Here is a 24186-nt window from a genome sequence, read left to right on the forward strand (position 1 = left end):
AATTAACACCTGGAGAACTTTTTTTCTCAGCATTAGTCATAACTAGTGCCACTGCTTTTCTTTGATGTCCCCAATTTGTGGAGCCCATCAACCCCGCCATTTCGGTTCAAGGTTGATGGGTTTTTTGTTGCCTTAAAACTGTCCCCTTCCCTCACTCACCCGCAATCCTGCCCACCATCGCGCGAATATCCGCACGGCTCAGCGGTTCCCGGTCCACCACAAAATGCAACGTCATCCCTTCGATAAAGGCATCCAGCGCACGGGCGGTTACCGGGTCGAACCATCGCTCCAGCGTGGTCTGACTGGTGCGCATCCAGTTTTGCATTACGCTTTTCAGCATCGGTTTTTTGCTCATCAGGGCATAAAGCTGATACATCAGCTCCATATTGTGCGGTGTCGTCACCTGAGCACTGAAAATCAGTTCAGTCACGGCATCACAGGCGGTTGCGGCGCTATCAACCTGAGTAAAAAAGGCCGCATATTGCGCGGACATTTGCTGCGTAAACCGGGTAAAAGCTTCATCCAGCAGCGCATCAATGCCGGTAAAATAGTAGGTCATAGAACCGAGCGGCACATCGGCACAACTGGCAATTTTTCGGTGGGTGACGGCATGAATACCGTGCTGCGCAATGGTCTCCAGCGTGGCATCCAGGATGCGTTCACGCCGCTGCGGGTCGTTCGGTCGTCGGCTCATAAATCCTCGCAATCAGATATGTACAAATGTACACATGCTTGCTAGTGTTGTCCTCTCTTTTCCTTGCAGGATGCGACGTAATGCCAGTCACCTCACATCGTAATGCGCTAAAACACCGGCTCTGGGCGCTTTTTACCTTCTTCTTCATCCCGGGACTGTTGATGGCGTCGTGGGCGACCCGTACCCCGGCCATCCGCGACATCTTATCTGTCTCAACGGCGGAAATGGGTGCCGTGCTGTTTGGCCTCTCCGTGGGCTCCATGAGTGGCATCCTCTCATCCGGCTGGCTGGTGAAACGCTTTGGTACGCGCAAAGTCATTCGTGCCAGTATGGCTGCCGCCATTGCCGGCATGCTGGTATTAAGTCTCGCCCTGTGGCTGGCTTCCCCGTTGCTGTTTGCCGTTGGACTGGCGTTTTTTGGCGGCAGTATGGGGGCTGGCGAAGTGGCGATAAATATTGAAGGCGCGGTGGTCGAGCGCGAAATGAACAAAACCGTTCTGCCGATGATGCACGGCTTCTACAGCCTCGGCACGCTGGCTGGCGCAGGGGTTGGTATGACCCTGACCGCATTGGGTACGCCGGCAACCTTGCACATTCTGCTGGCGGCCGTGGTCGCCATTACGCCTATCGTGTTGGCTATTTCTGCCATTCCCGAAGGGACGGGAAAAGACACGCCGGAAGATAAAGCGCGTAACAAAGCGGGCCTGCCCTTTTATCGCGATATCCAACTGCTGCTGATTGGGGTGGTGGTGCTGGCAATGGCCTTTGCCGAAGGTTCTGCCAATGACTGGCTGCCGCTACTGATGGTCGACGGACACGGGTTTAACCCCACCTCCGGCTCGTTGATCTATGCCGGTTTTACCCTCGGCATGACGGTCGGGCGCTTTACCGGCGGCTGGTTTATCGACCGCTACAGCCGCGTCGCCGTGGTTCGCGCCAGCGCAATGATGGGGGCATTGGGTATTGGGCTGATTATTTTTGTCGATAATGCATGGATTGCCGGAATGTCGGTGATCTTCTGGGGACTGGGTGCATCGCTGGGCTTCCCGCTGACCATTTCTGCCGCCAGCGATACCGGCCCCGATGCGCCAACCCGCGTCAGCGTAGTCGCCACTACGGGTTATCTGGCGTTTCTGGTGGGGCCGCCGCTGCTTGGTTTCTTAGGGGAACACTACGGATTGCGCAGCGCGATGCTGGTGGTGTTAGGCCTCGTGCTGGTTGCCGCACTGGTTGCTAAAGCGGTAGCAAAGCCGGAGCGCGACATGCAATCCGCAACCGAGTAATGCGCACACGCGGCAACACATTGCCGGGATCGATTACGCATACTTCGCCCCACTGCGTGGCTGTCGCTCTGCCAGCCACCGTCAATTATCGAGGCGAAAATGAAAATTCAACTGTTAACGGCACTGCTGCTTAGTACGCTCTCCATCGGCGCTCTGGCGCAAAACGTGACGGTCAATGTCCCGGACGGTTACAAAATCGAGTTAGTCCCCATCAACACCCCGACAGCGCAAACGACCTATGTTGCGCCGCAGGTCGTTGCCCCTGCGCCTGTGGTCCGCGTTGCACCTCGTGCCCGCCATCTGGCAAGCGTCGGTGAAGGGATGATCATCGAACATCAGATTGACGATCATCACTAACCCTTCAACAGAAATAACGCGCGCGCATTTTCTTATTTATTTCTGTTTAGTTGTCCTCTCTTCTCTGGCTAGCAGCAGGCTCAATGAAGCAGGTAATACCGTCAGTGTTACCAGCGTGGCCACGAGAAGCCCCCCGATAATGGCATAGGCCATCGGCCCCCAAAAAACCTGATGTGATATGGGGATCATCCCCAGTATTGCCGCGCAGGCCGTTAAAACAATGGGACGTGAACGATGTTCCGCTGCCGCAACGATAGCGTCGCGCGAAGCCATCCCCTGCGCCAGGTTACTGTCCACTTCGCTTATCAGGATGACCGCATTGCGAATAATCATCCCTGCCAGCGCGATCACGCCCAGCAATGCCACAAACCCCATCGGCGTACCTGTCGGCAGCATGGCTAATACGATGCCAGGCAAGCCAAAAGGCGCCATAAAGAGTGCCAGCAACATGCGGGAAAAACGTTGCAACTGAATCATTAACAGAACCAGCATAGCGATGAGCGTCACAGGTAACACCGCGAAAACTGAGCTATTTCCCTTCTCCGATTCCGCGACCGTGCCCCCTTCTTCGATGTGATATCCCGCGGGCAGTTGCGCGCGTAATGTATCGATATCCGCACGCAGAGCAGACGACACGGTCTGTGCATTCAGGTCCGGCGCCAGGTCTGTTTGCACGGTAATGAAAGGCAGTCGTTGGCGACGCCAGATAACCGGATCGTCAACGCCCCATACGGGTGTGGCGACTTCGCCAAGTGGGATTTTCTTTCCCGCCGAGGTTGTCAGCACCAGTGACGATAAGGTGCTGATATCCAGACGCGCCTTATCGTTTGCACGTAGCACCACATCCACGAGGCGATCATTATCCCGCACGGTGGTGACGGTCCGACCAGACCAGACCGTATTAAGCGTTTGAGCAATATCCTCTGAGGAGACGCCCGCTGCCCGTGCAGCAGTCTGGTTAACATTAAAGGTGATCACCCTTTCCGGTTCGCCCGCGGTCAGGTTAACTTCCCGCGTAAAAGGCGACGCTCCCGTTTTAGCGGCAACACGGTTGGCGATCAAGCGCACCTGGGCATAGTCAGGCCCGCTCACGCGGTATTTTATCGGCCAGCCTACTGGCGGCCCTAATTCGAGGGGGGATACCCGCGTCGTCAGCTCGCCAAACTGGCTGGCTAACAGGGCCGAGAGTTGCCGTTGTAAGCGGTCTCTTGCCGCTAAATCCTTCGCGACGATAACGAGTTGCGCAGTGTTTTCATTATCCAGCAAGACTTCCATTGGCAAATAAAAACGTACGGCGCCCGATCCGACATAGGTCGTGTAGTGATCAATATTTTCATTACCGCTTATCGCTTTTTCGAGACGCTCGGCCTGCCGTTCTGTTTCGGGTTGTGACGTATTCGCCGGGAGCGAAAGACTGACGAGCAATTCGGGCCGATCCGATGCCGGGAAAAATTCCCCCTGCATGTAGGTCGCCCCAACGCCTGACAAAATAAGCGCCAACAGGGCAATTCCGATTGTCCTCAACCGATAACGCAACACGCGATCCAGTAACGCACGATAGGCCCGGGCAAGCCTGCCTGCGCTCCCGCCATGATGCTTAACATGCGCAGGAAGTAACCAGGTGCCGGTCAGTGGCGAGAACAGGATGGCGACGACCCAGGAGCAAAGTAGCGCAATCAGGACAACGGCAAACAGTGAGAAGCAATATTCTCCGGCACTCGACGCCGCAAAGCCGACAGGAATAAACCCCGCTATCATCACCAGGGTGCCCGTCAACATGGGAAAAGCCGTGGTTTTGAACGCATAAGTGGCGGCGTTTTTACGCGAGTCTCCCGCCTCAAGCCGCGCCACCATGGCTTCAACCGTTATCATCGCATCATCGACCAGAAGCCCGAGCGCAATAATGAGCGCGCCCAGAGAGATGCGCTGCAAGCCAATATTGGCCAGCATCATGCCGACAAATGTCATTGCCAGTACCAGAGGTATTGCCGCAGCAACGACCAGCCCGGCGCGCATACCGAGCGAGATAAATGAAACAGCCAGAACGATCAGAACGGCTTCGATAAGCACGCGAACAAAGCTGCTGACAGCATCGCTCACGACCACAGACTGATCGGCAACTTTTACCATTTCAATACCATGCGGTAACTGGTTTTTGACCTCCGCCATTCTGGCGTTAAGCGTCTTACCGAAAAGCAACATGTTGCCGGTTGAGGCCATCGAAATCGCAAGCCCTATCGCAGGCTGTCCGTTTACCCGAAAAACAGGGGTGGCGGGCTCGGCAATTTGACGCGTGACGGTCGCAATATCCGTCAGGGGAATGTACCGATCATTGATATGCAGTGTGACACCGCGAAGGCTCTCTTCTGAGGTCAACGCACCGCTCACACGCAAGGCAACGTTATCGTTTCCGGTACGAATCGTTCCGGAGGGTTCAACGGCATTCTGGGCCTTTAATGCCTCGCTCACCTGCTGAACATCTAATCCCATACCGGCAAGTTGTCGGGGGGAAAAGGCGATAACCATCTGCTCCTGCTGTTCACCCAGAAGCGTAATCTTCCCGATATCTTTCACCGACATCAGATTACGCCGGACAGCTTCTACACGATCGCGTAACTCCCGCGAAGTGTAACCGTCTGTAGTGAAACCATAAATAGTGCCGAACGTATCATCAAATTCATCATTCACAGCAGGCCCTTGCGCCCCCTCGGGTAACGAGGTTGCGATATCCTGCATTTTTTTACGCACCTGATACCAGATCCCCTGAACATTCTGCGGTGGCGTGTCGTCTCGCAAATTCACATAAATCACGCTACTGCCTGCCCGGGTTTCACTTTCGATATAATCAAGCCAGGGCGTCTCTTGCAGTTTTTTCTCCAGCACATCGGTCACCAGCCGGGTCGTATCCTCAATGTTGGCGCCGGGCCACTGCGCAGAGACCACCGCCGTTTTTATGGTAAATGCCGGATCTTCATTACGCGGGAGCTTTTGATAACAGAGGATCCCCGCCACGAGAATCAGCATCATAAACATGCTTACCAGTTGCTGATGTTCAAGCGCCCAGGCGGAAAGATTGAAGCGTTGCTTTTTATCGGGAGCGTTCATGGCTGGCGCTCCCCCGGAATAATTTTTTCGCCATCGCGTAACTTAGTCACCCCTGCGGTAATGACTTTATCGCCGGGATAGAGGCCGGATGAAACGAACGCGGAAGCGGCCGAGTAGCCTGATAAAGTGACCTCACGTAACTGCGCCTCTCCGTTATTACCAATAACAAAGATGGCAGGTTTATCGCCCGTGCGACTCAGCGCAGAGGCTGGGATCTTATAACCAGGTAATGTCGACGACGGTATTTCAATGGTCGCGCTTGCCCCTAACGCCATAGCAGGCTGGTCATTAAGAGCAACCCTGACTTGCCAGGTTCGGGTTTGTGGGTCGGCCTGCGGGCTGATATCACGAAGTACGCCGGTGGTCTTTACGTCTGGACTCGACAACAACGCGACCTGAAATACCCGCTCTTTCGCATCGGGTGCGGAAAGTTGCTGCGGGTCAGCAATATCAAATACCACATCGCGTGCCTCACTGGTCGCAAGGGTAAAGACCGTTTGTCCTGCACTGACGACCTGCCCTGCAGAAACACTGACGCGGGTAATCACGCCATCTGCAGGCGCAGTCAGTTTTGTCCAGCCAAGGTTATCCTGCGCATTACGCAACGCGGCCATACTGCTTTTAAGGCGTGACGCCGCCGATTGCCAGTCAGCGCGCGCCGTATCAAGCTGAGTACGGGCGATAGCGCCGGAGGGCAACAATTTTTGCATGCGATTCAAATTCAGCAACGCGACTTGTTCGGCGGCTTTGGCGCTCTCCACATCGGCGCTGGCGCTGGCAAGCTCATTTGTGCCGGTCTGGTTTTCTAATGTGGCCAGCACTTGTCCCGCATGCACATGATCGCCGATATCAACGAGACGGCTCACCATGCGGCCACTCAGTCGGAAAGCGAGCAGGGTTTCATCGTGGGCACGAATTTCTCCGGTTCGCACATCGACCGGCAAAGAGGATAACGTCTGGATAACCACGTAGCGAACGGGCCGCGGCGGCGCAGCCTTGTGCGTATCCTTCTCGCCACAGCCGGTCAGTAAAAAAATGAACACCAGCGGGGCGATAAACGGCAAAAAAGAAAGAATAGAAAACTGACGCGCGGCATTAAAAAGATGATGCACACTTTGACGAAATAACACGGTGAGTTCTTCTGACATAACGCCACTCCTGATCGGTAATGGCGTCATTACATCTTTATGAAGTCGAGATTCTCTTCATTTTTCATCAAGGATTCATCAAGAATGCATTTATCTGTTTTCAGATGGCAGCGTTATTTCTATCAGCAGACCGCCCTTTTCAGGTAAAGACGCGTCAATATTCCCACCGTGGGCAAGGCAAATCGCCCTGGCTATGGATAACCCCAATCCACTGCCCCCGGAATGCCGCGCCCGCGATGCATCGGCCCGCGTGAAGCGCTCGAAGATGATCGGTAAGAAATCGGGGTCCACGCCAGGGCCGTCATCCGCAAAAGTGATGCTGAACACCTCAGCATCCCGACGAATGCCAATGTTTAAATGCCCACCCTGTCGACCATAGCGTAAGGCATTTTCCATAATAATCGTGAAGGCCTGACCCAGACGCAGCGCATCCCCATTGAAAAGCGCAGGTGCAGTATCAACAACATTAATACTCACGCCTGATGTATCAGCCTGTAGCTTTAGCCAGGCTGCACGCTCACGCAATAACTCCCCAAGGCAAAGAGGATGGCGATCGAGCGTCAACTGTCCGGCATCCGCCAGTGAAAGTAAGTGTAATTCCCCGGTAAGACGGTTCAGGAGAAGCAACTGGTTCATCACCATATTCAGTTGCTCTTGCGTAGGGCTAAAGACGCCATCCAGCATCCCCTGCAACCGACCTATGGCCGCCGTTAACGGGGAGCGAAGTTCATGCGCCATCGCCACATGCGAAGCGCGCAGTTCGCGTTCATACAGGGCAAGTTGCTGTGTCATGCTATTAAAATCAACGGCGAAACGTATCATTTCCGCAGGTGCATCCTTGATAAGTTCCGCCTGGCTGCCGAATTGCCCTTGTGTGACTTTATCAGCCGCCTCTCGTAACCGGCTGAACTGTGAGGATAAGGGCCGCGCGTAACGTAGCCCCATAATGACAATAAAAGGGATCATCACCAGGACAAGTACACCAACCATGATCCAGTCGGTCGAGGCAATGGAGGGGGTCGAGTAACTGATTCCCCACCACGTGTCGACAATGTAATGGAAGCGATCCGGGTTCACATGCGGGTTGTCTTTCAATGCGAGGAATTCGGCTCTGACACTGGCGGGCATATCATGCAAAGCCCAGTAATTCTGGACGGCATAACGTAGCCACATGCACAGCGCAATGATAATCACAGTCCCGATGGCAAGGGCAAGGATACGGGCGCAAATCCAGCGCCACAGGGACTGATGAACGGGACTCTTCATAGCTGCTGGAACCTGTATCCAATACCGCGTACGTTTGCCAGAACGCCAGTGACCCCAGCGCTCTCTAATTTTTTACGTAAATTATAAATATGTGTATCCACAACGCGCTCTAGCGCATCGCTGTCCGGAAGGCATTGTTCCAGCAGGAATTGCCGCGTAAAAGGGCGCGTGGGATGGCGCATTAGCGTCGTCAGCATGGAAAATTCAGAGGGCGTAAGATCCAGAACAATCGCCGGTTTTTCGCGATCGGTCACTATGGCTGTAATCGCCACCGTATTGACCGACAGATTTTGCCAGTTAAGTGTCTCTTCGGGTTTTTCAGCACGCGCAGTGCGGCGCAATACAGCCTGGACTCGCGCAACGACTTCACCAGGAAAATAAGGCTTAACAACGAAATCGTCAGCGCCATAGCGCAATGCGCCAATACGTTCCGACGCCTCCCCCATTGCGGTGACCATAATGACCGGGACATCGCTGTCGCGCCGAATGGAAGCCAGCACTTCGGTGCCACTTATGCCAGGGAGCATAATATCCAACAGAATGAGATCGGGTTTAAGGCGCCGCGCCATTTCCAGCCCTTTAGTCCCGTTTTCTGCTATCAGTACGTCAAAACTATCCCGACGGAGGTAGGCTTCCAGTACGTCGGCAGCATCCGTATCGTCTTCAATTATCAATATTTTTCGACAAACCATTTATGTACCCTGGTTTTTTTAGAGAACAGCAATTGCCGATCTGTTACGCCAATACATACAATACTCTTTTCATGACAGTAAACGCGCATCGATAAAATGACAAATGATATAAACCGCCCGGAGAAGATTAAATTCATCAGAGACAGCGCGCCAAAAAGCGGAACTTGACAGTATCTTAACAATTCCCTGACTGATTATTGATAACAGTCCTTCATACTGAACCATCAGAAAACCATGCGCTGAAATAATACGCTTTTAATGATTCCGGAGATGCTCAATGTTCCCCCAAAAAACAGTACCGTTGATGGCAGGTTTACTATTTACCTCGGTAACGTCGTTTGCGAATGCGGATGATACTGCCGCTAATACAGACACGTTTACCATGGGGATTGCAGGGCAATACGCGCCGCGTTACAGCGGGTCAAATCATCAATTTTTCCAGGTCTTGCCCGTTATTCAGGGGCGAAAAGGCGCGTTTTTTGTTGATTCGGAAAAGGGTCTGGGATATGACCTGCAGGCCGACAATGGCCTGTATTTAGAACACACGCTGGGTTATAGCCTGGGGCGTTCTGAGCGTAATTCCAACTGGCGGGATGGCGCAAATGAATTAAAAGGAATGGGCAATATTAAAGCGGCCATGAATACTGCGCTGGCAGTTGGCTGGTCCATAGCGCCCTGGGTAAGCATTGAAGGAAAAGCCATTCTTCCTGTCACTGATAGCCAGGGAGTAGAATATCAGGCTTCCTTTACGCTTATTCCTTTGCAGAATGAAATCGATACTATCGCACTGCAGAATACAGCCATGTTCGGCGATCGTCGATATATGCAAATTCATTATGGTGTCAGCCAAAAACAGAGCGATCGCACAGGATATCAAACATTTACCCCTGGCGGAGGCTTATACGGCATAAGCGCAAATCTGCTGTGGAACCATCAAATTGACACACATTGGGGAACAACCTTAAGCGCGGGTTATAACTGGCTGAATGATGATGTTGCAAATAGCCCTATTGTTTTCAGACGAAATACATTCTCTTTTACCGGTGCCATCACCTATACATTCTAACTACACGTTTTCAAAAATGGAGAGTGAGGATAGACGAGCAAGAGATAATGGCGAGGCGCAGAAAAATGCCACAATTACAAGCAACGGTAATCATGGAAATAACAATGTGGATTGACGCCAACCTGGATAAAAACATCACCATAGCAATCGCCGCAAAAAGAGCGGGGTATTCTAAAAGGCACCTGCAAAGAATCTTCAAACATCACACAGGGCTCAGCCTTGCTCGATACATCAGACAAAAAAAGATCATGGAAGCAACATCAGATCTACAAAAAACCAGTATGCCTATTATTGAAATAGCCTCTAAGTACGGATTTGACGATCAGCAAAGCTTCTCAAAGACTTTTAAGAAAATTCATAATGCGCCACCCAGACAATGGCGAAAAAAGAATGGCGAATAGCAGATAAATGCTCACAGAAGTACTGAGATTACTTTTTCGATAAAATAATTAACAGGGCGTTTTACGTTTAATCCTTTTTTAATTCGTTACCATACAAATAACTGGCATTGCCGCCGGTAACGTTTACCGACGGCAGTGTTGCGAATCAGTGGCTGGCTTTTTTAATCGCGGCCTGAATCTGCTCCGCACTCGCCAGCCCCGGGAAGACGGTGATGTTCTCCGGGGTTGCGCCTTTAACCGGCATCACAATCAGCCCTGGCGTCCCGGTGAGTTCCAGCGTCTGCGCCAGCGTATTGGTGTTCTCAAGGATATTGCTGTAATCCGCCTGCAGCTTATCCGTGGCACCGGCAGCCTTCGCGGCAGCATTGATATCCCCGACGGTCAGTTGGCCTTCGTTATGCCCGGTATGGTAAATGCTGTTGTGATAGATGGCATACCCGGCAGCGCCTTTCTGCTTCCAGACATCAAGACCGCGCAGCGCGGCTTTCTCTGAGTTTTCCCAGCGCGATGCGAAAATAGGCCACTCTTTGAAGATATAACGCACGTCCGGACTGGCCTTCATGACTTTCTCCAGCTCCGGGGCGAGTTTGCTGCAATAAATGCACTGATAATCGAAGAATTCGATAACCGCCACGCTCGCATCCTGTGGACCAATCACCGGCGTATCTTTGTCACGCAAGAGGGCTTCCTGATTCTCCATCACCTTCCGGGTAAGCGCCATCTGTTGGCGCTCCTGCTCTTGCTGCTGCAATTTCTGGCTGACCTGCACCAGCACCTCCGGATGGGCAACAAGGTAGTCGGCGGCGATTTTACCGATTTGCGCTTCCTGCTCAGGCGTAAATGCCGGCGCAGAGGCGGCCAGCACAGGGCTTAAATGGAAAAGAGTGTATGTGGTCACTAAAGAAATCAGCGTCTTTCTGAAGGTCATCGGTGGTGTCCCTAACGTTTTCTCTGAATAGTTTGCGAACAGGCAGGTGCGTCGTGCTCCGCAATATCGCCATCAAAGATACGCGTTTTCAGTAAAGGTGACACGCCGGAAGTGATAACAGATATGTCGATATAATTGCAGGCGGAATAACGAGTGACTCAGGCTTGCGCGATACCCGCTGCCCGCAGGCTACCGCGGGTAACGAAAGCGCATCACTGGCCGAATGATGCTCTCCCCTCACCCGCCGGGAGCCTTAGCTTTCGAGCGAGTTCCCGACGCTTTTATCACGCAGGAAAATCACCATTAGCCCCAGCCAGAACAGGCCGTTGAGCAAATTAAAGAGGCTGAACAGGCCGTTGCCGCCGACCAGATACGCATGTTTACTGACTTCGATACCGACGGTGAAAATCAGCATTTGCAGCATGCCCATCGCCGCCGAAACCGCGCCTTTACTGACATCGCTGGCAAACAGCGTCAGGCGCACCAGCCCGGCGTTAGCCAAACCAATACCAAACGCGTACAGGCTCAAACCTGCCGTCATCCAGAGATATGCATGCGAAGAGGCTACCGTTGCAATGGCCGCCAGGATAAGCCCGGCAGCAATCGGCCAGCCGCCAAGAATAATCAGCGACCGCACGGTACGCCGCGAAGTCAGCCGCGCCAGCACAAGGTTGCCGACAATCAGCGCGCCAAAAATCGGCACCTGCAATAACCCATATTCATAGCTGCTGAGCTGTTCGCCACTGATAATAATAATCGGTGACTGGGCAATCCAGGCCAGCAACGGCAGGCTGACAAAGCCGGTTGCCAGCGCCCCGGCGACGAAGCGAATGTTTTTCATCACCAACGCATAGTCGTGCCACAGGGCTTTTAACGAAAGCGGTTCACCCAGCCGGGTGGCGGTTTCTGGCATCGCCCGTTGCAGCCCGACAAACGCCACCGCCGCCAGCACGGCAAACAGTACAAACATCCCCTGCCAGGGCGCGGCATGAACCCAGGCTGCACCCACCAGCGGGCCGAGCAGCGGTGCGATAAGCGCCACGTTGGCCATCAGCGCGGTTATCTTAATGCACACCGCCTCTTCAAAAGATTCCTGAATGGCCGCATAGCCGACCGCGCCAATAAAGCACAGGCTGATCCCCTGCAAAAAGCGCAGCAGGGTGAACTGTTCAATGGTTTGCGCCAGCAGCGTGGCAAGGCAGGTCACTACGAACCACACCACCCCGGTCAGCATAACCGGTCGACGGCCAATACGGTCCGACAGCGGCCCCAGCAGCCACTGTAAAAACATGCCACCCGCAAGGTAGGCGGTCATTGATGTCGGCACCCACTCAATCCCTGCCTGATATTGCTCGACCACGGCCAGCATACCGGGCTGAATCATATCGTTGGCGATATAGGTTGAGAATTCGTAGAGGACCAGGCAAAGGGGAAATAACAGTGCCTGCCGTCCCAGGCGGCGACCAGTAAGTGTAGGGTTTTGCATGCCATCTCTTTTACGTGAAAAATCGCGCAGAGTGTAATCAAAGCAGTCGGTCGACGATAGCGAATTATGCCAGTCGCGCCGTGGAAAGCACTTTTTTCGACCTTAAGGTTTACTTAATCATCCCTGCGTACCGTGTCACAACAATGCAATAAACGGCTTAAGAATCGTCTAACTCTCCGCGAAATAAGCGGAAACGACTTTACCGTTTATCGCGCCGCTTTTAAGGTGAGCGCTGTCATCAAACATTCACATCAGCCAGAGCCCGGAGTCATAAAGAGCATGTTGGAAAATCTGAATTACACGCTGTTCGCGATGATCAACGCCACACCGGATTCCCCCGCATGGATGATTGCCGCCGCACGGTTTATCGCCAACGATGTAATCAGCATCGTGCCGCTACTTGCCGTAGCGCTATGGCTCTGGGGGCCGCGTAAACAGCTTAGCGCACAGCGCCAGTTAGTCATTAAAGTTACCATGGCGATGGCGATCAGCATGAGCCTTTCGCTGGTGTTGGGGCATCTGTTCCCCCATAACCGCCCGTTTGTCGATCATGTCGGTTACAACTTTCTGCCCCATTCGCCGGATTACTCGTTCCCGAGCGATCACGGTACGGTGATTTTTACGTTTGCCATTGCCTTCATTGCCTGGCATCGGGCCTGGTCCGGCGCGGTGCTGATGCTGGTTGCGCTGGCGATTGCCTGGTCTCGCGTGTACGTGGGCGTACACTGGCCGCTCGATATGGTGGGCGGTCTGTTTGTTGGTCTGTGCGGTTGTCTGAGCGCGCAGATACTGTGGCAGATCTTCGGTCCGGCGCTGCACCGCACGCTACAGCATCTTTACCGCCTCTGTTTTGCCTTTCCGATTCGCCGGGGCTGGGTACGTGACTAAGCCCGGCGGCAAAGGTAAGATGAACGCCCTGCTAAACGCGGGGCTTTCTTTTATTCAGGGGTATTATGGAAACAAGACGTGACGAACGGATAAGCCAGTTACTGTCGGCGCTCAAGCGCAGCGATAAGCTGCATCTGAAAGAGGCCGCTGCCCTTCTGGGTGTTTCAGAAATGACGATTCGCCGCGATCTCAGCGCCAACAGCGCGCCGGTTGTGCTACTGGGCGGCTATATCGTGCTTGAGCCGCGCACCGCCAGCCATTATCTGCTAAGCGATCAGAAAACCCGTCTGGTCGATGAAAAGCGCCGTGCGGCAGAATTAGCCGCGCAACTGGTGCAGCCACACCAAATGGTGTTTTTTGACTGCGGCACCACCACCCCCTGGATTATCGAAGCCATTCCGGCCGACCTGCCGTTCACCGGGGTGTGCTACTCCCTGAATACGTTCCTTGCCCTCCAGGAAAAGCCGCTGTGCCGCGCCATCCTGAGCGGCGGCGAATTTCATGCCAGTAATGCCATTTTTCAGCCGCTCAATTTCAAAGAGACACTGAGCTATCTGCGCCCGGATATGGCCTTTTATTCTGCCGCCGGGGTTCACATTGAGCAGGGAGTTACCTGCTTTAATCTGGAAGAGTTACCGCTAAAACACTGGGCGATGGCGAGCGCGCAATTTCATGTACTGGTAGTTGATCACAGTAAGTTCGGCAAAGTGCGTCCGGCGTGCATGGGAGATTTGAGCCATTTTGACGCTATCGTCAGCGACTGTCGCCCGGACGAAGCGCTGGTTGAGTTCGCCAAAGCCGAACAGATCAAACTGGTATTCTGACCGTGCCCCCACGGGGCACGGTGTGCCGTTATCAGGCGAACCAGCCAAACCACTGGTGGAATTTCATCAGGACAAAATCCCACATCCGGCCAAAGAATCCGGCCTCTTCAACCGCTTCCATCACAATCAGCGGGCGCTTCTCAATGGTCTGTCCGTTAAGCTGAAAATCAATGGTGCCGACAACCTGCCCCTGTTTAAGCGGCGCGGTAAGCTGCGGTTCGGTTAAGGTATAAGAGGCTTTGAGGTTTTTCAGTTGCCCTTTCGGGATGGTGACCGAACCGGCCTCCCCCGCGCCCAGTTTTGCCTCGCTTTGCGCGCCAAACCAGACGCGTTGATTCACAAAGGTGGCGTCTGGTTTGATAGGCGTGACCGTTTCGAAGAAGCGGAAGCCCCAGGTCAACAGCTTTTCCGACTCGTTAAAACGGATGCGGTCGGTTTTCGCCCCCAGTACCACGGAAATGAGGCGCATGTCACCCATCGTTGCCGACGCCACCAGGTTGTACCCAGCGCCATCCGTTGTCCCGGTTTTCATCCCGTCAACGTTCATGCTGGTACTCCACAGCAGACGGTTGCGGTTCGGCTGACGAATTTTGTTGAAGGTGAACTCTTTCTCTTTGTGGATAGCGTACTCGTCCGGCACGTCGTGAATCAGCGCCTTACCGAGCAACGCCATATCGCGGGCGGTACTAAACTGCCCCGGCGCGTCCAGCCCGTGGACGGTCTTGAAGGTGGTGTTGGTCAGGCCGAGCTTTTGCGAGTAGCTGTTCATCAGGCTGACGAAAGAATCCTGGCTGCCCGCCACGAAATCGGCAATGGCGATGCTGGCGTCATTGCCAGACTGAATAATGACCCCTTTGTTGAGGTCAGCCACCGAGACCTGATCGCCCGGCTTGAGGAACATCAGTGAAGAGCCCCGTAACGCCGGGTTTCCGGTAGCCCAGGCATCTTTACCTACCGTCACGATGTCGGTCAGGTGAATCTTCCCTGCCTTCAACGCCTGGCCGACAACGTAGCTGGTCATCAATTTGGTGAGGCTGGCAGGGTCCAGTTTCTCATCGGCATTCCCTTCTGCCAGCACCTTACCGCTGGCGTAATCCATGAGGATCCATGCGCGGGCATCAACAGGCGGAGCCTCCGGCGCTTGTTCCACTGCATACAGAGAAGGTGAAAAGAGAACGATCAATGCGGCTCCCGCCGCCAGGCCGCGTGGAAATAAAGAAAAATGCGTCATATAGGCCACCCAGGTATCCATTCTGAAATCAACGTCGCACCACCGTGCAGCAACAAGCCGTGAGTAATAGCGCATAACAAGCGTGAATAAAAGCACTGGAAAGTAAAGTTTATGCAATAACATATTGTTGTGCTCTGGCGCGTGGATAATTTTGTAAATCGTTGCCAGAACGTTAACTTTATCTCAACATGGAAGGCCTCAGACTGGGTGGTAAACACAAGGGGGTAACATGATTACGCTATGGGGCAGGAATAATTCCTCCAACGTCAAAAAAGTGCGCTGGATACTTGAAGAGCTTGAACTGCCGTACGAACACATTCTCGCGGGCGGCGCGTTTGGCCTGAACCGCGAAGCCGAATTTCTGGCAATGAATCCCAACGGTCTGGTGCCATTGCTGCGCGATGACGAAACCGACGTTGTGCTGTGGGAATCCAATACCATTGTTCGCTATCTGGCCGCGCAGTATGGTCAACGCCGCCTGTGGAACGATGAACCCGCGGTGCGCGCACAGGGGGAAAAGTGGATGGACTGGGCGCTGTCCACGCTGGCGCCGAAACACGGTATTTTGCTGGTGGGACTGGTGCGCACCCCCGTCGAAAAACGCGACAATGCGGCTATTGAAGCGGGTATCAATGCCTGTGAAGCGCTCTTTGCCCTGCTTGACGACGCCCTGGCCCAACAGCCGTGGCTCTCCGGCGCGGAATTCGGCCCCGGTGATATTGCCGTCGCGCCCTTTATCTACAACCTCTACAACATCGGGCTGAGCTGGACGCCACGCCCACATCTTGAACGCTGGTACCAGACGCTGACGCAGCGCCCGGCGTTTCGTGACGTGGTGATGATTCCGGTAACCTGATAAGCCTGCCCGGTGCCCCTTACCGCGCCGGGCTGACTTTTAGCAGTTCCCCGTCTGACGCATCGGTCAGCACGTACAGATAACCATCCGGCCCGACGCGGACATCGCGAATACGCGCCTTGCGATCTTTAAGGATGCGTCCGTCTTCGGTCACGGTGTTGCCGTTTACGCTCATCACAATGACATCTTCATCTTTCAGCGCACCGATAAAGAGTTTATTTTTCCACTCGGGGAAGACATCGGAGTTATAGAACGCCATGCCGCTGATAGCCGGCGATTTTTTCCAGTAGAAAATGGGCTGTTCGGTCCCCTCGACCCTGCCCCCTTTCGCCTCGGGAATGGGTAATCCGCTGTAATTTATCCCCCAGGTCGCCAGCGGCCAGCCGTAATTTTTTCCTTTCCCGGCAATATTGATTTCATCACCGCCACGCGGGCCATGCTCATGCATCCACAGGGTGTGACTCCACGGATTCATCGCCATCCCCTGTGGGTTACGAAGCCCGTATGCCCAGATTTCAGGCCGTGCTCCGGCTTTCCCAACGAAGGGGTTATCCGGCGGGACTTTACCCTGGTCGGTCAGACGAACCAGTTTGCCCTGTAATTTGTCGAGGTCTTGTGCAGTGGGGCGTTGGTTATTTTCCCCCAGCGCAATCCACAGGTAGCCTTTACCGTCAAACACCATGCGTCCGCCAAAGTGATTGCCGGTCGACAATTTGGGCTGCTGGCGAAACACGACCTGGAAAGCCTCAAGGTGTTTTGCATCATCACTAAGGCGGCCATACCCCACGACTGTGCCTGCTTTGCCGTCCTGCCCGGCTTCGGCGTAGCTCAGCCAGACCCGTCGCGACTTAGCAAAGTCCGGGGCCAACACCACATCCAACAGACCTCCCTGCCCGTTAGCCCAAACCTTCGGAATGCCGGTTATCGGGTCAGAAAGGCCTTTCCCCGGCTGCCATTGTCGCAACTGACCGCCGCGCATCGTTATCAGCATGCCCTGATCGCCTGGCAAAAAAACCAGAGACCAGGGGTGATCGAGTTTGGTTTGTAACACCTCAACCTTCACGGGCGCGGGGGCTGCGATGACAGAGGCTGAAAGGAATATCGCAGGAATAATAAACGCGGCGGAACGATGCATGACCCACTCCTTTATTCATGGTTTGCATAAAGGTTAGCCAGCACGGCCAGGCGAAAGGGGATTTTTACAAAAGCTTAAAAAGAAAGGGGGGAGTGGCCTCCCCCGCGTTTAGATTTCGGCAAGCGATACATGTTCGGAAAGATACTTGATACTGAAATTCAGCACGTTAAAGGCTCTTTCCAGTTTTTCGACGTTCACCGCTATATAGGTTGGGCAATCCTGGCGCCCGCTTAACAGGCACACCGCCACAGAGGAGATAGCCTCCTCCGCGCGATATAGCGCCCCTCGGGTATCGGCATCCTGCAATGTGTTCAGTTGCACACCGTTATCGCGTATTTCCCTGGCAAGATCGAAGAAGTGCTCGCGTAATTGATCGTTTTCGCTGACTGACATATACCCTTTCGCTTTTCGCATCTGGATATAGGTCGCAAGATCAGCTCTGGCATCGACCAGTTTGTCCAACAGACATTGTGTAAGTTCGTCAACGGTCATACGTTTCCCCCCTTGTCAGCCATCAGGCACAACTTATAGTATGGCTGTTTTTTGAGCGAAAGCATGCGCAACTTCAATTATTAAACGCAGACGAAACTTCTTTACACTTTAGGGCTGCTTAACATTATCCCCGACTGGCAAGCCACGCGCGCCAGCCGCCATATTCTGTGATGTCCGTTGCGCCCTCTAATCCATTATTTTCACAAATGAATCCGGTCATCCACTGCCCCTCTTCGAGCTCCACTTTGCCTAACCCGAGCGGTGCCGGGATCCCCGCCAGAAATGATCCCAATTCACTGGACGGCAGCGCCCACACCTCAACGGCAATGGCCCTGCCGCCTTCGCTAACGCGAACCATCCCCGGACGCTTGCCATCCGCCAGCGCATACAGGCGGTAAGCAGGTGCACTTAGCGTCGCCTCCACCAGATGTCCCTGACGCTGGCGCAACTGATAATTGAGCGCCAGACCGTCAAGATGCGCACCGCAGACCACCACGTTTACCCGGTCATTTACCGCAGCATGCGTGGGGGCATCAGCCCCGATGGTCGTGCCCCCAGGCAAGCTCAGCGGATTCACACGCTGCAAGGCATCCGCCACGCTCAGCAGATACTGATCGGTAAAGGCGCGGCCAAACAGGGTCACGCCCGAGGGGAGTCCATTGGACATAAACCCGACCGGAACCGCGACTGCCGCGTAATCGAGCAGGTTCATGAAATTGGTGTAGTACCCGAGATCAGAATTGCGCTTCACCGGCTCATCGCGCAGTTCGGCGAGCGTTACCGGACGCGGGTAGGTCGGCGTCAGTACGCAATCCAACTCATCGAGCAAGGCATCGCATTGCCGTTTATAGCTCTGCAACCGATACAGACCGTCAAACGCGCTGACCGCATCGGTGGTCGGGGCTTTTTGCAGAACATCGCGGATAACCGGCAGCACCGCATCCGGCTGCTGCTCAATCAAATGGCCTGCCACATGGTAGCGCTCTGCCACCCAGGGCCCTTCATAAAGCAGTTTTGCCGCCGCCACAAACGGCGTGAAATCAAGCGTGATCGGTATTCCCCCCAGCGCCTCCAGTTGCGCTTTGGCGTGATAAAAGAGCGCTTCACTCTCGGCACAGCCCAGGAACTCCAGCGTATCCGGCACGCCAAAACGGAACCCGGCCTGCGGCACGCCAAACGCCTGTTTGCTGTTCCACAGCGGGTTGCGACGGCTGTAGTCGTCATCCGGGTCCTGGATTGCGGTCAGCGCCAGCAGGGTACTGGCCTCGTCGGCCGTGGCGGTAAAGAAGGTGACGCAATCCAGGGTTCGGCACGCTGGCACGACGCCCGCCGTTGAAATCAGCCCTTTGGTGGCTTTCAGCCCCACCAGATTGTTCAGCGACGCGGGGACGCGCCCGCTGCCGGCGGTGTCGGTGCCTAATGAAAAACTGGCGACGCCCAGCGCCACCGCCAGCGATGACCCGGCGCTGGAGCCACCCGACGGATACTCAGGATGAACGCTGTTGCGACAGGCGCCATAAGGCGAACGGGTGCCGTTCAGTCCGGTGGCAAACTGATCGAGGTTGGTTTTACCCAACGGAATCGCCCCCAGGGCAATCAACTGGCGCACCAGGGTGGCATCCTGCCCGGCCATATAAGCAAATGCCGGGCAGGCCGCGGTGGTGGGAACGCCTGCGAGATCGATATTGTCTTTGATGGCGAACGGAATGCCGTACAGCGGCAGATCCTCCGGCTGATGTTGTTCCAGCGCCGACAGATACGGTTCCAGTTCGGCTTCATTCAGAATATGAATGAACAGATGAAATTCCGGGTTGAGCGCCATCGCCCGCTCGCGCAATTGCATGATAAGCGCACGCGGCGTTATCTCACCGCTGCGGTAGCGTTTCGCCAGTGTATCGAGGCGCAAATCAAAGGTCTGTGTCATTGTGCTTTCTCCATCACCACTACGCATTGCCCGGCGCGCACGGAGCTTCCCGGCTGCACCCGAACCTGACTGACCACGCCGTCATGCGGCGCAGTTAACGGAATTTCCATCTTCATCGACTCCAGCACCACCAGCGCCTGGCCCTCTTTCACCACGGAGCCCACTTCCACATTGACCTGCCAGAGGTTGCCGGAAACCGGGCTGTCGACGCCGCTTTCACCGGCCCTGAGCGGGGCATCGTCCCCTTCGTCGGCAATCACATCGCTGCTGTCGAAATGGGCCTGGCCGCTGGCAATCCAGCGATCGCGCTCAGCGGCAAACGCCTGCTGTTGATGGGTGCGGTTCGCCGCAATACTCTGCGCTTCATCGGCCAGGAACTGTTGATATTCCGCCAGACGCAGAGTGGTCTGTTCGATGCGCAGCGGATAGCGCCCGAGCGGGAAGTCCCGGCGGATGGTGAGCAGTTCATCGGCTGAGACCGGGTAAAAGCGAATCTGATCGAAAAAGCGCAGCAGCCACGGCTTACCGCCAAAATCAGCGACCGCACGATAGCGATTCCACATTTGCAGGGTGCGGCCCACAAACTGATATCCCCCCGGCCCTTCCATGCCATACACACAGAGGTATGCGCCGCCAATGCCGACGGAGTTTTCCGCCGTCCAGGTACGCGCCGGGTTGTATTTGGTGGTCACCAGACGGTGGCGCGGGTCGAGCGGTGTCGCCACCGGCGCGCCAAGGTAAACATCTCCCAGCCCCATCACCAGATAGCGGGCATCAAAGACGGTTTTGTAGACCTCGTCGATATTTTCCAGATCGTTAATCCGGCGGATAAATTCGAGATTACTCGGGCACCATGGCGCGTCGCGGCGCACGGTGGTCATGTATTTTTCAATCGCCTTCTGACAGGCCGGGTCATCCCAGGAGAGCGGCAGCCAGACCACCCGCGACGGCACATCCAGATCTTCGTGCTGGCACACATCGGCCCACAGATCGTGAATAATCGCCAGCAAACGGCTCAGCGCCAGGGTTTCCGGCTGATAATGCACCTGCAATGAACGGATCCCCGGCGTCAGATCGATAACCCCCTCCAGCGCGCGGGATTCCAGCGCCTGCATCAGGGCGTGACCGCGAAAACGCAGCACCAGGTCGAGTTCCGGTTCGCCAATTTCCAGCAGCAGATGGGTATCGCCTGAAAGACGCGCCACCAGCCGCTTATCCGCTTCCCCGGTCTCCAGCACCACCGGGGAAGCCAGCGCGGCAGGATGCCAGTTGACGGCGACAGGTTGCAGTGTTTCCACTTCCTGGCGGCTGGCCTGTGCCAGCAGTCGCGCCGTTGCCACGTCCACCGGGACGAAACGCACCTTGTCCCCCGCTTTCAGTTGCCCAAGCTGGTGCAAATCCGCTTCGATAACCGTCACCGGGCAGACAAAACCGCCTAGGCTTGGGCCATCCGGGCCAAGGATAACCGGCATATCCCCGGTGAAATCCACCGCGCCAATGGCATACGGGTTGTCATGAATATTGGACGGGTGCAGCCCCGCCTCGCCGCCGCTCTCGCGTACCCACTCCGGCTTCGGCCCAATCAGGCGGATCCCGGTTCGGCTTGAGTTGAAGTGCACTTCCCAGTCGGTGGCAAAAAAGGTGTTGATATACGCGCCGGTGAAATATTCCGGTGCCCCATGGGGCCCATAGATCACGCGCAGTTCACGCACGGCAGGCAGTGTGGTCTGCAACGCCTGCGCGAGCACAACACCGCTTGCGCGGTTCGTCAGCGGATTGAGATGCAGCACATCGCCAGTACGCAGCGCGCGCCCGGCGTGACCGCCAAACTGCCCAAGGGTGAAGGTGCTTTTGCTGCCAAGATAATCCGGCACATTAATGCCACCGCGCAGGCAAAGATAGCTGCGCACTCCGGCACCGCTCACCTCACCCAGACGCAGGGTGCTGCCCGCGGAAATCGTAAACACGGTATTCATCGCAAGCGCTGTACCGTCGAGCGTGACCCCGATACTCGCCCCGGTCACTACCGCCACGGCGTCGGTATTAAATTTCAGCGTCGGGCCGGTGAGCGTGATTTCCAGCGCAGCATCGGTTGCGGCATTCCCCAATAACGCATTACCCAGACGCAGCGCGCGGTCATCCATCGGGCCGGACGGCGGTACACCCACCGCCCAGTAGCCCTGGCGGCCAGGGGCATCCTGCACCGTGGTTTGAGTTCCGGCGCTCACCACCTCAAGGGTAGTGGCCTCGTAGCGCAACCCTTCCAGGCAGCGCGTCCAGGGCTCGCCCTCCGCAAACGGGGCAAAGGCTAAAATCTGGCGCAGGTACTGGCGGTTGGTCTCTACGCCATACAGACGGGTTTCGCCCAGCGCGGCATCCAGGCAGGCAATCGCCTGCGCACGCGTGGGCTGCCAGGTGATGATTTTCGCCAGCATCGGATCAAAGAACGGCGGCACTTCGCAGCCCGCTTCCACCCAAGTGTCAATGCGCAGCGTACGGCGATCGTCGGCAGGAAACGCCACGTCGGTCAGTAGCCCCGGCGACGGCTGGAACTGGCGGCCCGGATCTTCGGCATAGACACGCGCCTGCACGGCATGTCCCTGCGGCGTAAGCCCTGCAACCAGCTCGGTCAACGGCGGCAGATCGTCGGCGGCGAGTTCAATCATCCAGCGCACCAGATCCACGCCCCAGACCTGCTCGGTAACACCATGCTCCACCTGCAAACGGGTGTTCACTTCCAGGAAGTAAAAGCGTTTTGCGTCACTGTCATAGACAAATTCAACGGTCCCGGCGCTGCGGTAATTCACCGCTTTACCCAGTTTGATCGCCGCTGAGCACAGCGCCGCTTCCATGCCATCCGGCAGGTTCGGCGCGGGGGTCTCTTCCAGCACTTTCTGGTTACGGCGTTGTACCGAGCAATCGCGCACGCCAAGGGCAACAACCTCACCCTTACCGTCGCCAAAAATTTGCACTTCCAGGTGACGCGCGCGCTCGATGTACTTCTCAATAAACACACCCGCGTCGCTAAAGTTGTTTTTGCCCAGCCGCACTACCGTGTCAAAGGCATCGGCCAGTTCATCGGCGCTATAGCACACCCGCATCCCGATACCGCCGCCGCCCGCGGTGCTTTTCAGCATCACCGGGAACCCCACCTGCGCGGCAGCGTGCTGCGCTTCATCAAGGTTTGCCAGCAGCTCTGTGCCTTCCAGCATCGGTACGCCATGCGCTTTGGCCAGCGCGCGGGCCGTATGTTTTAAGCCAAAGACCCGCAGTTGTTCCGGCGTCGGGCCCACAAATGCCATTCCTGCGGCTTCGCAGGCTTCGGCAAAGGCGGCGTTCTCAGAAAGAAAACCGTAGCCGGGATGAATCGCCTGTGCGCCGCTCTGGCGGGCCGCATCGATAATTTTTTCGCTGACCAGATAGGTCTGTGCCGCCGGGCCGTCACCCAGGCTAATGGCTTCATCGGCATCACGAATATGCAGACTGCTGGCGTCGGTCTCAGACCAGACGGCAACGCCGGTGACATTAAGTGTGCGCAAGGTGCGCAGGATACGGCAGGCGATCGCGCCACGGTTAGCGATAAGGAGTTTCGTAAACATAGTCAGGACTCAATCCTGGCGGGTCGTCCCGCCGAAATTCGGCTCGCCTTATGGCCGTCCATAAGGGGCTGGTCGTTTACGGACGCGGTGGTGTCTCGCGCGGCTGACTGAGCGGTAAACGGTTCGCACGCACCTCAAACAGGCGGTAAATAAAAAGGCGCAGACGCGCACCCCGGCTCAGTTCCATACCAGCACCTCCGCCGGGGTCGGGTTCCAGCCATTGCACGGGTTGTTCAACTGCGGGCAGTTGGAGATGAGCACGATGACGTTGCATTCGGCGCGCAGTTCAACGTATTTCCCAGGCGCTGAGATGCCGTCTTCGAAGGTCAGTCCGCCCTCCGGGGTCACCGGAACATTCATAAAGAAGTTGATGTTGGCGCCAATGTCGCGCTTGTGCAGACGTCCATCGTGCAGGCAGGCGCAGAGAAAGTTATCGCGGCAGCTATGCATATGGCGTTTATCCAGCGCATAACGCACGGTATTGCTCTCCTGGGCGCACGCGCCGCCGAGGGTGTCATGGCGGCCACAGGTATCGGCGACAATGGTCAGCAACGGGTTACCCATATTGGACCACAGCACGCTGCCGGTGGTCAGATACGCATTGCCCTGGCGGCGCAACGTGCGCTGCGGATCGTAGCGTTCCCGGGCGTTGTCGGCGTTATAAAACAGCGTATCCACGGCCTGGTTCCCTTCAAGGTCGAGCAAACGCAGGGTCTGGCCCTTTTTTACTTCAAACAGGTACGGCTCCCCTGCCGGGATCACATGGCGAAAAACGGCCTCGTCGGGGTGCTTCTGGCTGGTGACATTCATC

General features: G+C 55.6%; 20 protein-coding genes. 7 read left to right on the forward strand and 13 right to left on the reverse strand.

What is annotated here, in order from left to right; genetic code table 11:
- Window positions 1–151 precede the first annotated feature (151 nt).
- Window positions 152–694 (reverse strand): TetR family transcriptional regulator, encoded by a 543-nt coding sequence (locus ABU190_RS09700; protein ID WP_039078488.1) that lies wholly within the window; start codon window positions 692–694, stop codon window positions 152–154.
- An 80-nt stretch (window positions 695–774) separates the two neighbouring features.
- Between ABU190_RS09700 and ABU190_RS09705 the strand changes: the two genes are divergently transcribed.
- Together ABU190_RS09705 and ABU190_RS09710 are read left to right on the forward strand one after the other, a co-directional pair.
- On the forward strand, window positions 775–1977 hold the full coding sequence (locus ABU190_RS09705) for an MFS transporter (RefSeq protein ID WP_039078487.1): 1203 nt from the start codon (window positions 775–777) through the stop codon (window positions 1975–1977).
- A gap of 99 nt (window positions 1978–2076) precedes the next feature.
- Window positions 2077–2334, forward strand: a complete 258-nt coding sequence (locus ABU190_RS09710; RefSeq protein ID WP_354691159.1) for a hypothetical protein — start codon at window positions 2077–2079, stop codon at window positions 2332–2334.
- A gap of 36 nt (window positions 2335–2370) precedes the next feature.
- Here the strand turns inward: ABU190_RS09710 and ABU190_RS09715 are convergent, their stop codons facing one another.
- The 4 genes from ABU190_RS09715 to ABU190_RS09730 all read right to left on the reverse strand — a co-directional run bounded on the left by ABU190_RS09715 (window position 2371) and on the right by ABU190_RS09730 (window position 8545).
- Complete coding sequence (locus ABU190_RS09715) at window positions 2371–5439, reverse strand: efflux RND transporter permease subunit (RefSeq protein ID WP_354691160.1); 3069 nt, start codon at window positions 5437–5439, stop codon at window positions 2371–2373.
- Entirely contained in the window at window positions 5436–6587 is a 1152-nt protein-coding gene (locus ABU190_RS09720) for an efflux RND transporter periplasmic adaptor subunit (protein ID WP_354691161.1), read from the reverse strand. The genes ABU190_RS09715 and ABU190_RS09720 overlap by 4 nt, the downstream gene beginning before the upstream one ends.
- Before the next feature lie 90 nt (window positions 6588–6677).
- Complete coding sequence (locus ABU190_RS09725; RefSeq protein WP_354691162.1) at window positions 6678–7853, reverse strand: ATP-binding protein; 1176 nt, start codon at window positions 7851–7853, stop codon at window positions 6678–6680.
- Complete coding sequence (locus ABU190_RS09730; RefSeq protein WP_079498308.1) at window positions 7850–8545, reverse strand: response regulator; 696 nt, start codon at window positions 8543–8545, stop codon at window positions 7850–7852. Before ABU190_RS09730 ends, ABU190_RS09725 begins: the two co-directional genes overlap by 4 nt.
- A gap of 304 nt (window positions 8546–8849) precedes the next feature.
- Between ABU190_RS09730 and ABU190_RS09735 the strand changes: the two genes are divergently transcribed.
- A complete protein-coding gene (locus tag ABU190_RS09735; RefSeq protein WP_354691209.1) occupies window positions 8850–9611 on the forward strand; it encodes a MipA/OmpV family protein in 762 nt (253 codons plus the stop codon).
- A 65-nt stretch (window positions 9612–9676) separates the two neighbouring features.
- Window positions 9677–10012, forward strand: coding sequence for a helix-turn-helix transcriptional regulator (locus ABU190_RS09740; RefSeq protein ID WP_354691163.1), 336 nt, complete (start codon window positions 9677–9679; stop codon window positions 10010–10012).
- A 145-nt stretch (window positions 10013–10157) separates the two neighbouring features.
- On the opposite strand, the gene ABU190_RS09745 is transcribed toward ABU190_RS09740, so the two are convergent.
- Together ABU190_RS09745 and ABU190_RS09750 are read right to left on the reverse strand one after the other, a co-directional pair.
- On the reverse strand, window positions 10158–10940 hold the full coding sequence (locus ABU190_RS09745; RefSeq protein ID WP_354691164.1) for a DsbA family protein: 783 nt from the start codon (window positions 10938–10940) through the stop codon (window positions 10158–10160).
- A gap of 253 nt (window positions 10941–11193) precedes the next feature.
- Window positions 11194–12426 carry an MFS transporter gene (locus ABU190_RS09750; RefSeq protein ID WP_354691165.1) on the reverse strand — a complete coding sequence of 411 codons (1233 nt, stop codon included), beginning with the start codon at window positions 12424–12426 and terminating at the stop codon, window positions 11194–11196.
- A 279-nt stretch (window positions 12427–12705) separates the two neighbouring features.
- Between ABU190_RS09750 and ybjG the strand changes: the two genes are divergently transcribed.
- Together ybjG and deoR are read left to right on the forward strand one after the other, a co-directional pair.
- Entirely contained in the window at window positions 12706–13314 is a 609-nt protein-coding gene (gene ybjG, locus ABU190_RS09755; RefSeq protein ID WP_039078477.1) for an undecaprenyl-diphosphate phosphatase, read from the forward strand.
- A 65-nt stretch (window positions 13315–13379) separates the two neighbouring features.
- A complete protein-coding gene (deoR, locus tag ABU190_RS09760) occupies window positions 13380–14138 on the forward strand; it encodes a DNA-binding transcriptional repressor DeoR (RefSeq protein ID WP_039078476.1) in 759 nt (252 codons plus the stop codon).
- Between the two features lie 31 nt (window positions 14139–14169).
- On the opposite strand, the gene dacC is transcribed toward deoR, so the two are convergent.
- Window positions 14170–15369, reverse strand: a complete 1200-nt coding sequence (dacC, locus tag ABU190_RS09765) for a serine-type D-Ala-D-Ala carboxypeptidase (RefSeq protein WP_039078756.1) — start codon at window positions 15367–15369, stop codon at window positions 14170–14172.
- 229 nt (window positions 15370–15598) lie between these two features.
- Between dacC and ABU190_RS09770 the strand changes: the two genes are divergently transcribed.
- Complete coding sequence (locus ABU190_RS09770; protein ID WP_039078475.1) at window positions 15599–16225, forward strand: glutathione S-transferase family protein; 627 nt, start codon at window positions 15599–15601, stop codon at window positions 16223–16225.
- Window positions 16226–16244: 19 nt separating this feature from the next.
- Here the strand turns inward: ABU190_RS09770 and ABU190_RS09775 are convergent, their stop codons facing one another.
- From ABU190_RS09775 to ABU190_RS09795, 5 genes are all read right to left on the reverse strand, one after another.
- Window positions 16245–17360 carry a PQQ-dependent sugar dehydrogenase gene (locus tag ABU190_RS09775; RefSeq protein ID WP_354691166.1) on the reverse strand — a complete coding sequence of 372 codons (1116 nt, stop codon included), beginning with the start codon at window positions 17358–17360 and terminating at the stop codon, window positions 16245–16247.
- A gap of 108 nt (window positions 17361–17468) precedes the next feature.
- Window positions 17469–17852 carry a biofilm formation regulator BssR gene (locus tag ABU190_RS09780; protein WP_039077160.1) on the reverse strand — a complete coding sequence of 128 codons (384 nt, stop codon included), beginning with the start codon at window positions 17850–17852 and terminating at the stop codon, window positions 17469–17471.
- Window positions 17853–17976: 124 nt separating this feature from the next.
- On the reverse strand, window positions 17977–19776 hold the full coding sequence (atzF, locus tag ABU190_RS09785) for an allophanate hydrolase (RefSeq protein WP_354691167.1): 1800 nt from the start codon (window positions 19774–19776) through the stop codon (window positions 17977–17979).
- Window positions 19773–23375: an urea carboxylase gene (gene uca / locus ABU190_RS09790; protein WP_354691168.1), complete on the reverse strand. Its 3603-nt coding sequence runs from the start codon at window positions 23373–23375 to the stop codon at window positions 19773–19775. The genes atzF and uca overlap by 4 nt, the downstream gene beginning before the upstream one ends.
- Window positions 23376–23552: 177 nt before the next feature.
- Window positions 23553–24185 carry an urea amidolyase associated protein UAAP2 gene (locus tag ABU190_RS09795; RefSeq protein ID WP_296439285.1) on the reverse strand — a complete coding sequence of 211 codons (633 nt, stop codon included), beginning with the start codon at window positions 24183–24185 and terminating at the stop codon, window positions 23553–23555.
- Between the last annotated feature and the right edge of the window lies 1 nt (window position 24186).

Source organism: Phytobacter sp. RSE-02, from assembly GCF_040578655.1.
Lineage (GTDB): Bacteria > Pseudomonadota > Gammaproteobacteria > Enterobacterales > Enterobacteriaceae > Phytobacter > Phytobacter diazotrophicus.

Coding starts and splice junctions, on each gene's coding strand:
- ABU190_RS09735 (WP_354691209.1), top strand. CDS start 8,850: ATGGCAGGTTTACTATTTACCTCGGTAACGTCGTTTGCGAATGCGGAT.
- ybjG (WP_039078477.1), top strand. CDS start 12,706: ATGTTGGAAAATCTGAATTACACGCTGTTCGCGATGATCAACGCCACA.
- atzF (WP_354691167.1), bottom strand. CDS start 19,776: ATGACACAGACCTTTGATTTGCGCCTCGATACACTGGCGAAACGCTAC.
- ABU190_RS09740 (WP_354691163.1), top strand. CDS start 9,677: ATGCCACAATTACAAGCAACGGTAATCATGGAAATAACAATGTGGATT.
- ABU190_RS09775 (WP_354691166.1), bottom strand. CDS start 17,360: ATGCATCGTTCCGCCGCGTTTATTATTCCTGCGATATTCCTTTCAGCC.
- deoR (WP_039078476.1), top strand. CDS start 13,380: ATGGAAACAAGACGTGACGAACGGATAAGCCAGTTACTGTCGGCGCTC.
- ABU190_RS09725 (WP_354691162.1), bottom strand. CDS start 7,853: ATGAAGAGTCCCGTTCATCAGTCCCTGTGGCGCTGGATTTGCGCCCGT.
- ABU190_RS09720 (WP_354691161.1), bottom strand. CDS start 6,587: ATGTCAGAAGAACTCACCGTGTTATTTCGTCAAAGTGTGCATCATCTT.
- ABU190_RS09700 (WP_039078488.1), bottom strand. CDS start 694: ATGAGCCGACGACCGAACGACCCGCAGCGGCGTGAACGCATCCTGGAT.
- ABU190_RS09730 (WP_079498308.1), bottom strand. CDS start 8,545: ATGGTTTGTCGAAAAATATTGATAATTGAAGACGATACGGATGCTGCC.
- ABU190_RS09745 (WP_354691164.1), bottom strand. CDS start 10,940: ATGACCTTCAGAAAGACGCTGATTTCTTTAGTGACCACATACACTCTT.
- uca (WP_354691168.1), bottom strand. CDS start 23,375: ATGTTTACGAAACTCCTTATCGCTAACCGTGGCGCGATCGCCTGCCGT.
- ABU190_RS09795 (WP_296439285.1), bottom strand. CDS start 24,185: ATGAATGTCACCAGCCAGAAGCACCCCGACGAGGCCGTTTTTCGCCAT.
- ABU190_RS09750 (WP_354691165.1), bottom strand. CDS start 12,426: ATGCAAAACCCTACACTTACTGGTCGCCGCCTGGGACGGCAGGCACTG.
- ABU190_RS09715 (WP_354691160.1), bottom strand. CDS start 5,439: ATGAACGCTCCCGATAAAAAGCAACGCTTCAATCTTTCCGCCTGGGCG.
- dacC (WP_039078756.1), bottom strand. CDS start 15,369: ATGACGCATTTTTCTTTATTTCCACGCGGCCTGGCGGCGGGAGCCGCA.
- ABU190_RS09705 (WP_039078487.1), top strand. CDS start 775: ATGCCAGTCACCTCACATCGTAATGCGCTAAAACACCGGCTCTGGGCG.
- ABU190_RS09710 (WP_354691159.1), top strand. CDS start 2,077: ATGAAAATTCAACTGTTAACGGCACTGCTGCTTAGTACGCTCTCCATC.
- ABU190_RS09780 (WP_039077160.1), bottom strand. CDS start 17,852: ATGACCGTTGACGAACTTACACAATGTCTGTTGGACAAACTGGTCGAT.
- ABU190_RS09770 (WP_039078475.1), top strand. CDS start 15,599: ATGATTACGCTATGGGGCAGGAATAATTCCTCCAACGTCAAAAAAGTG.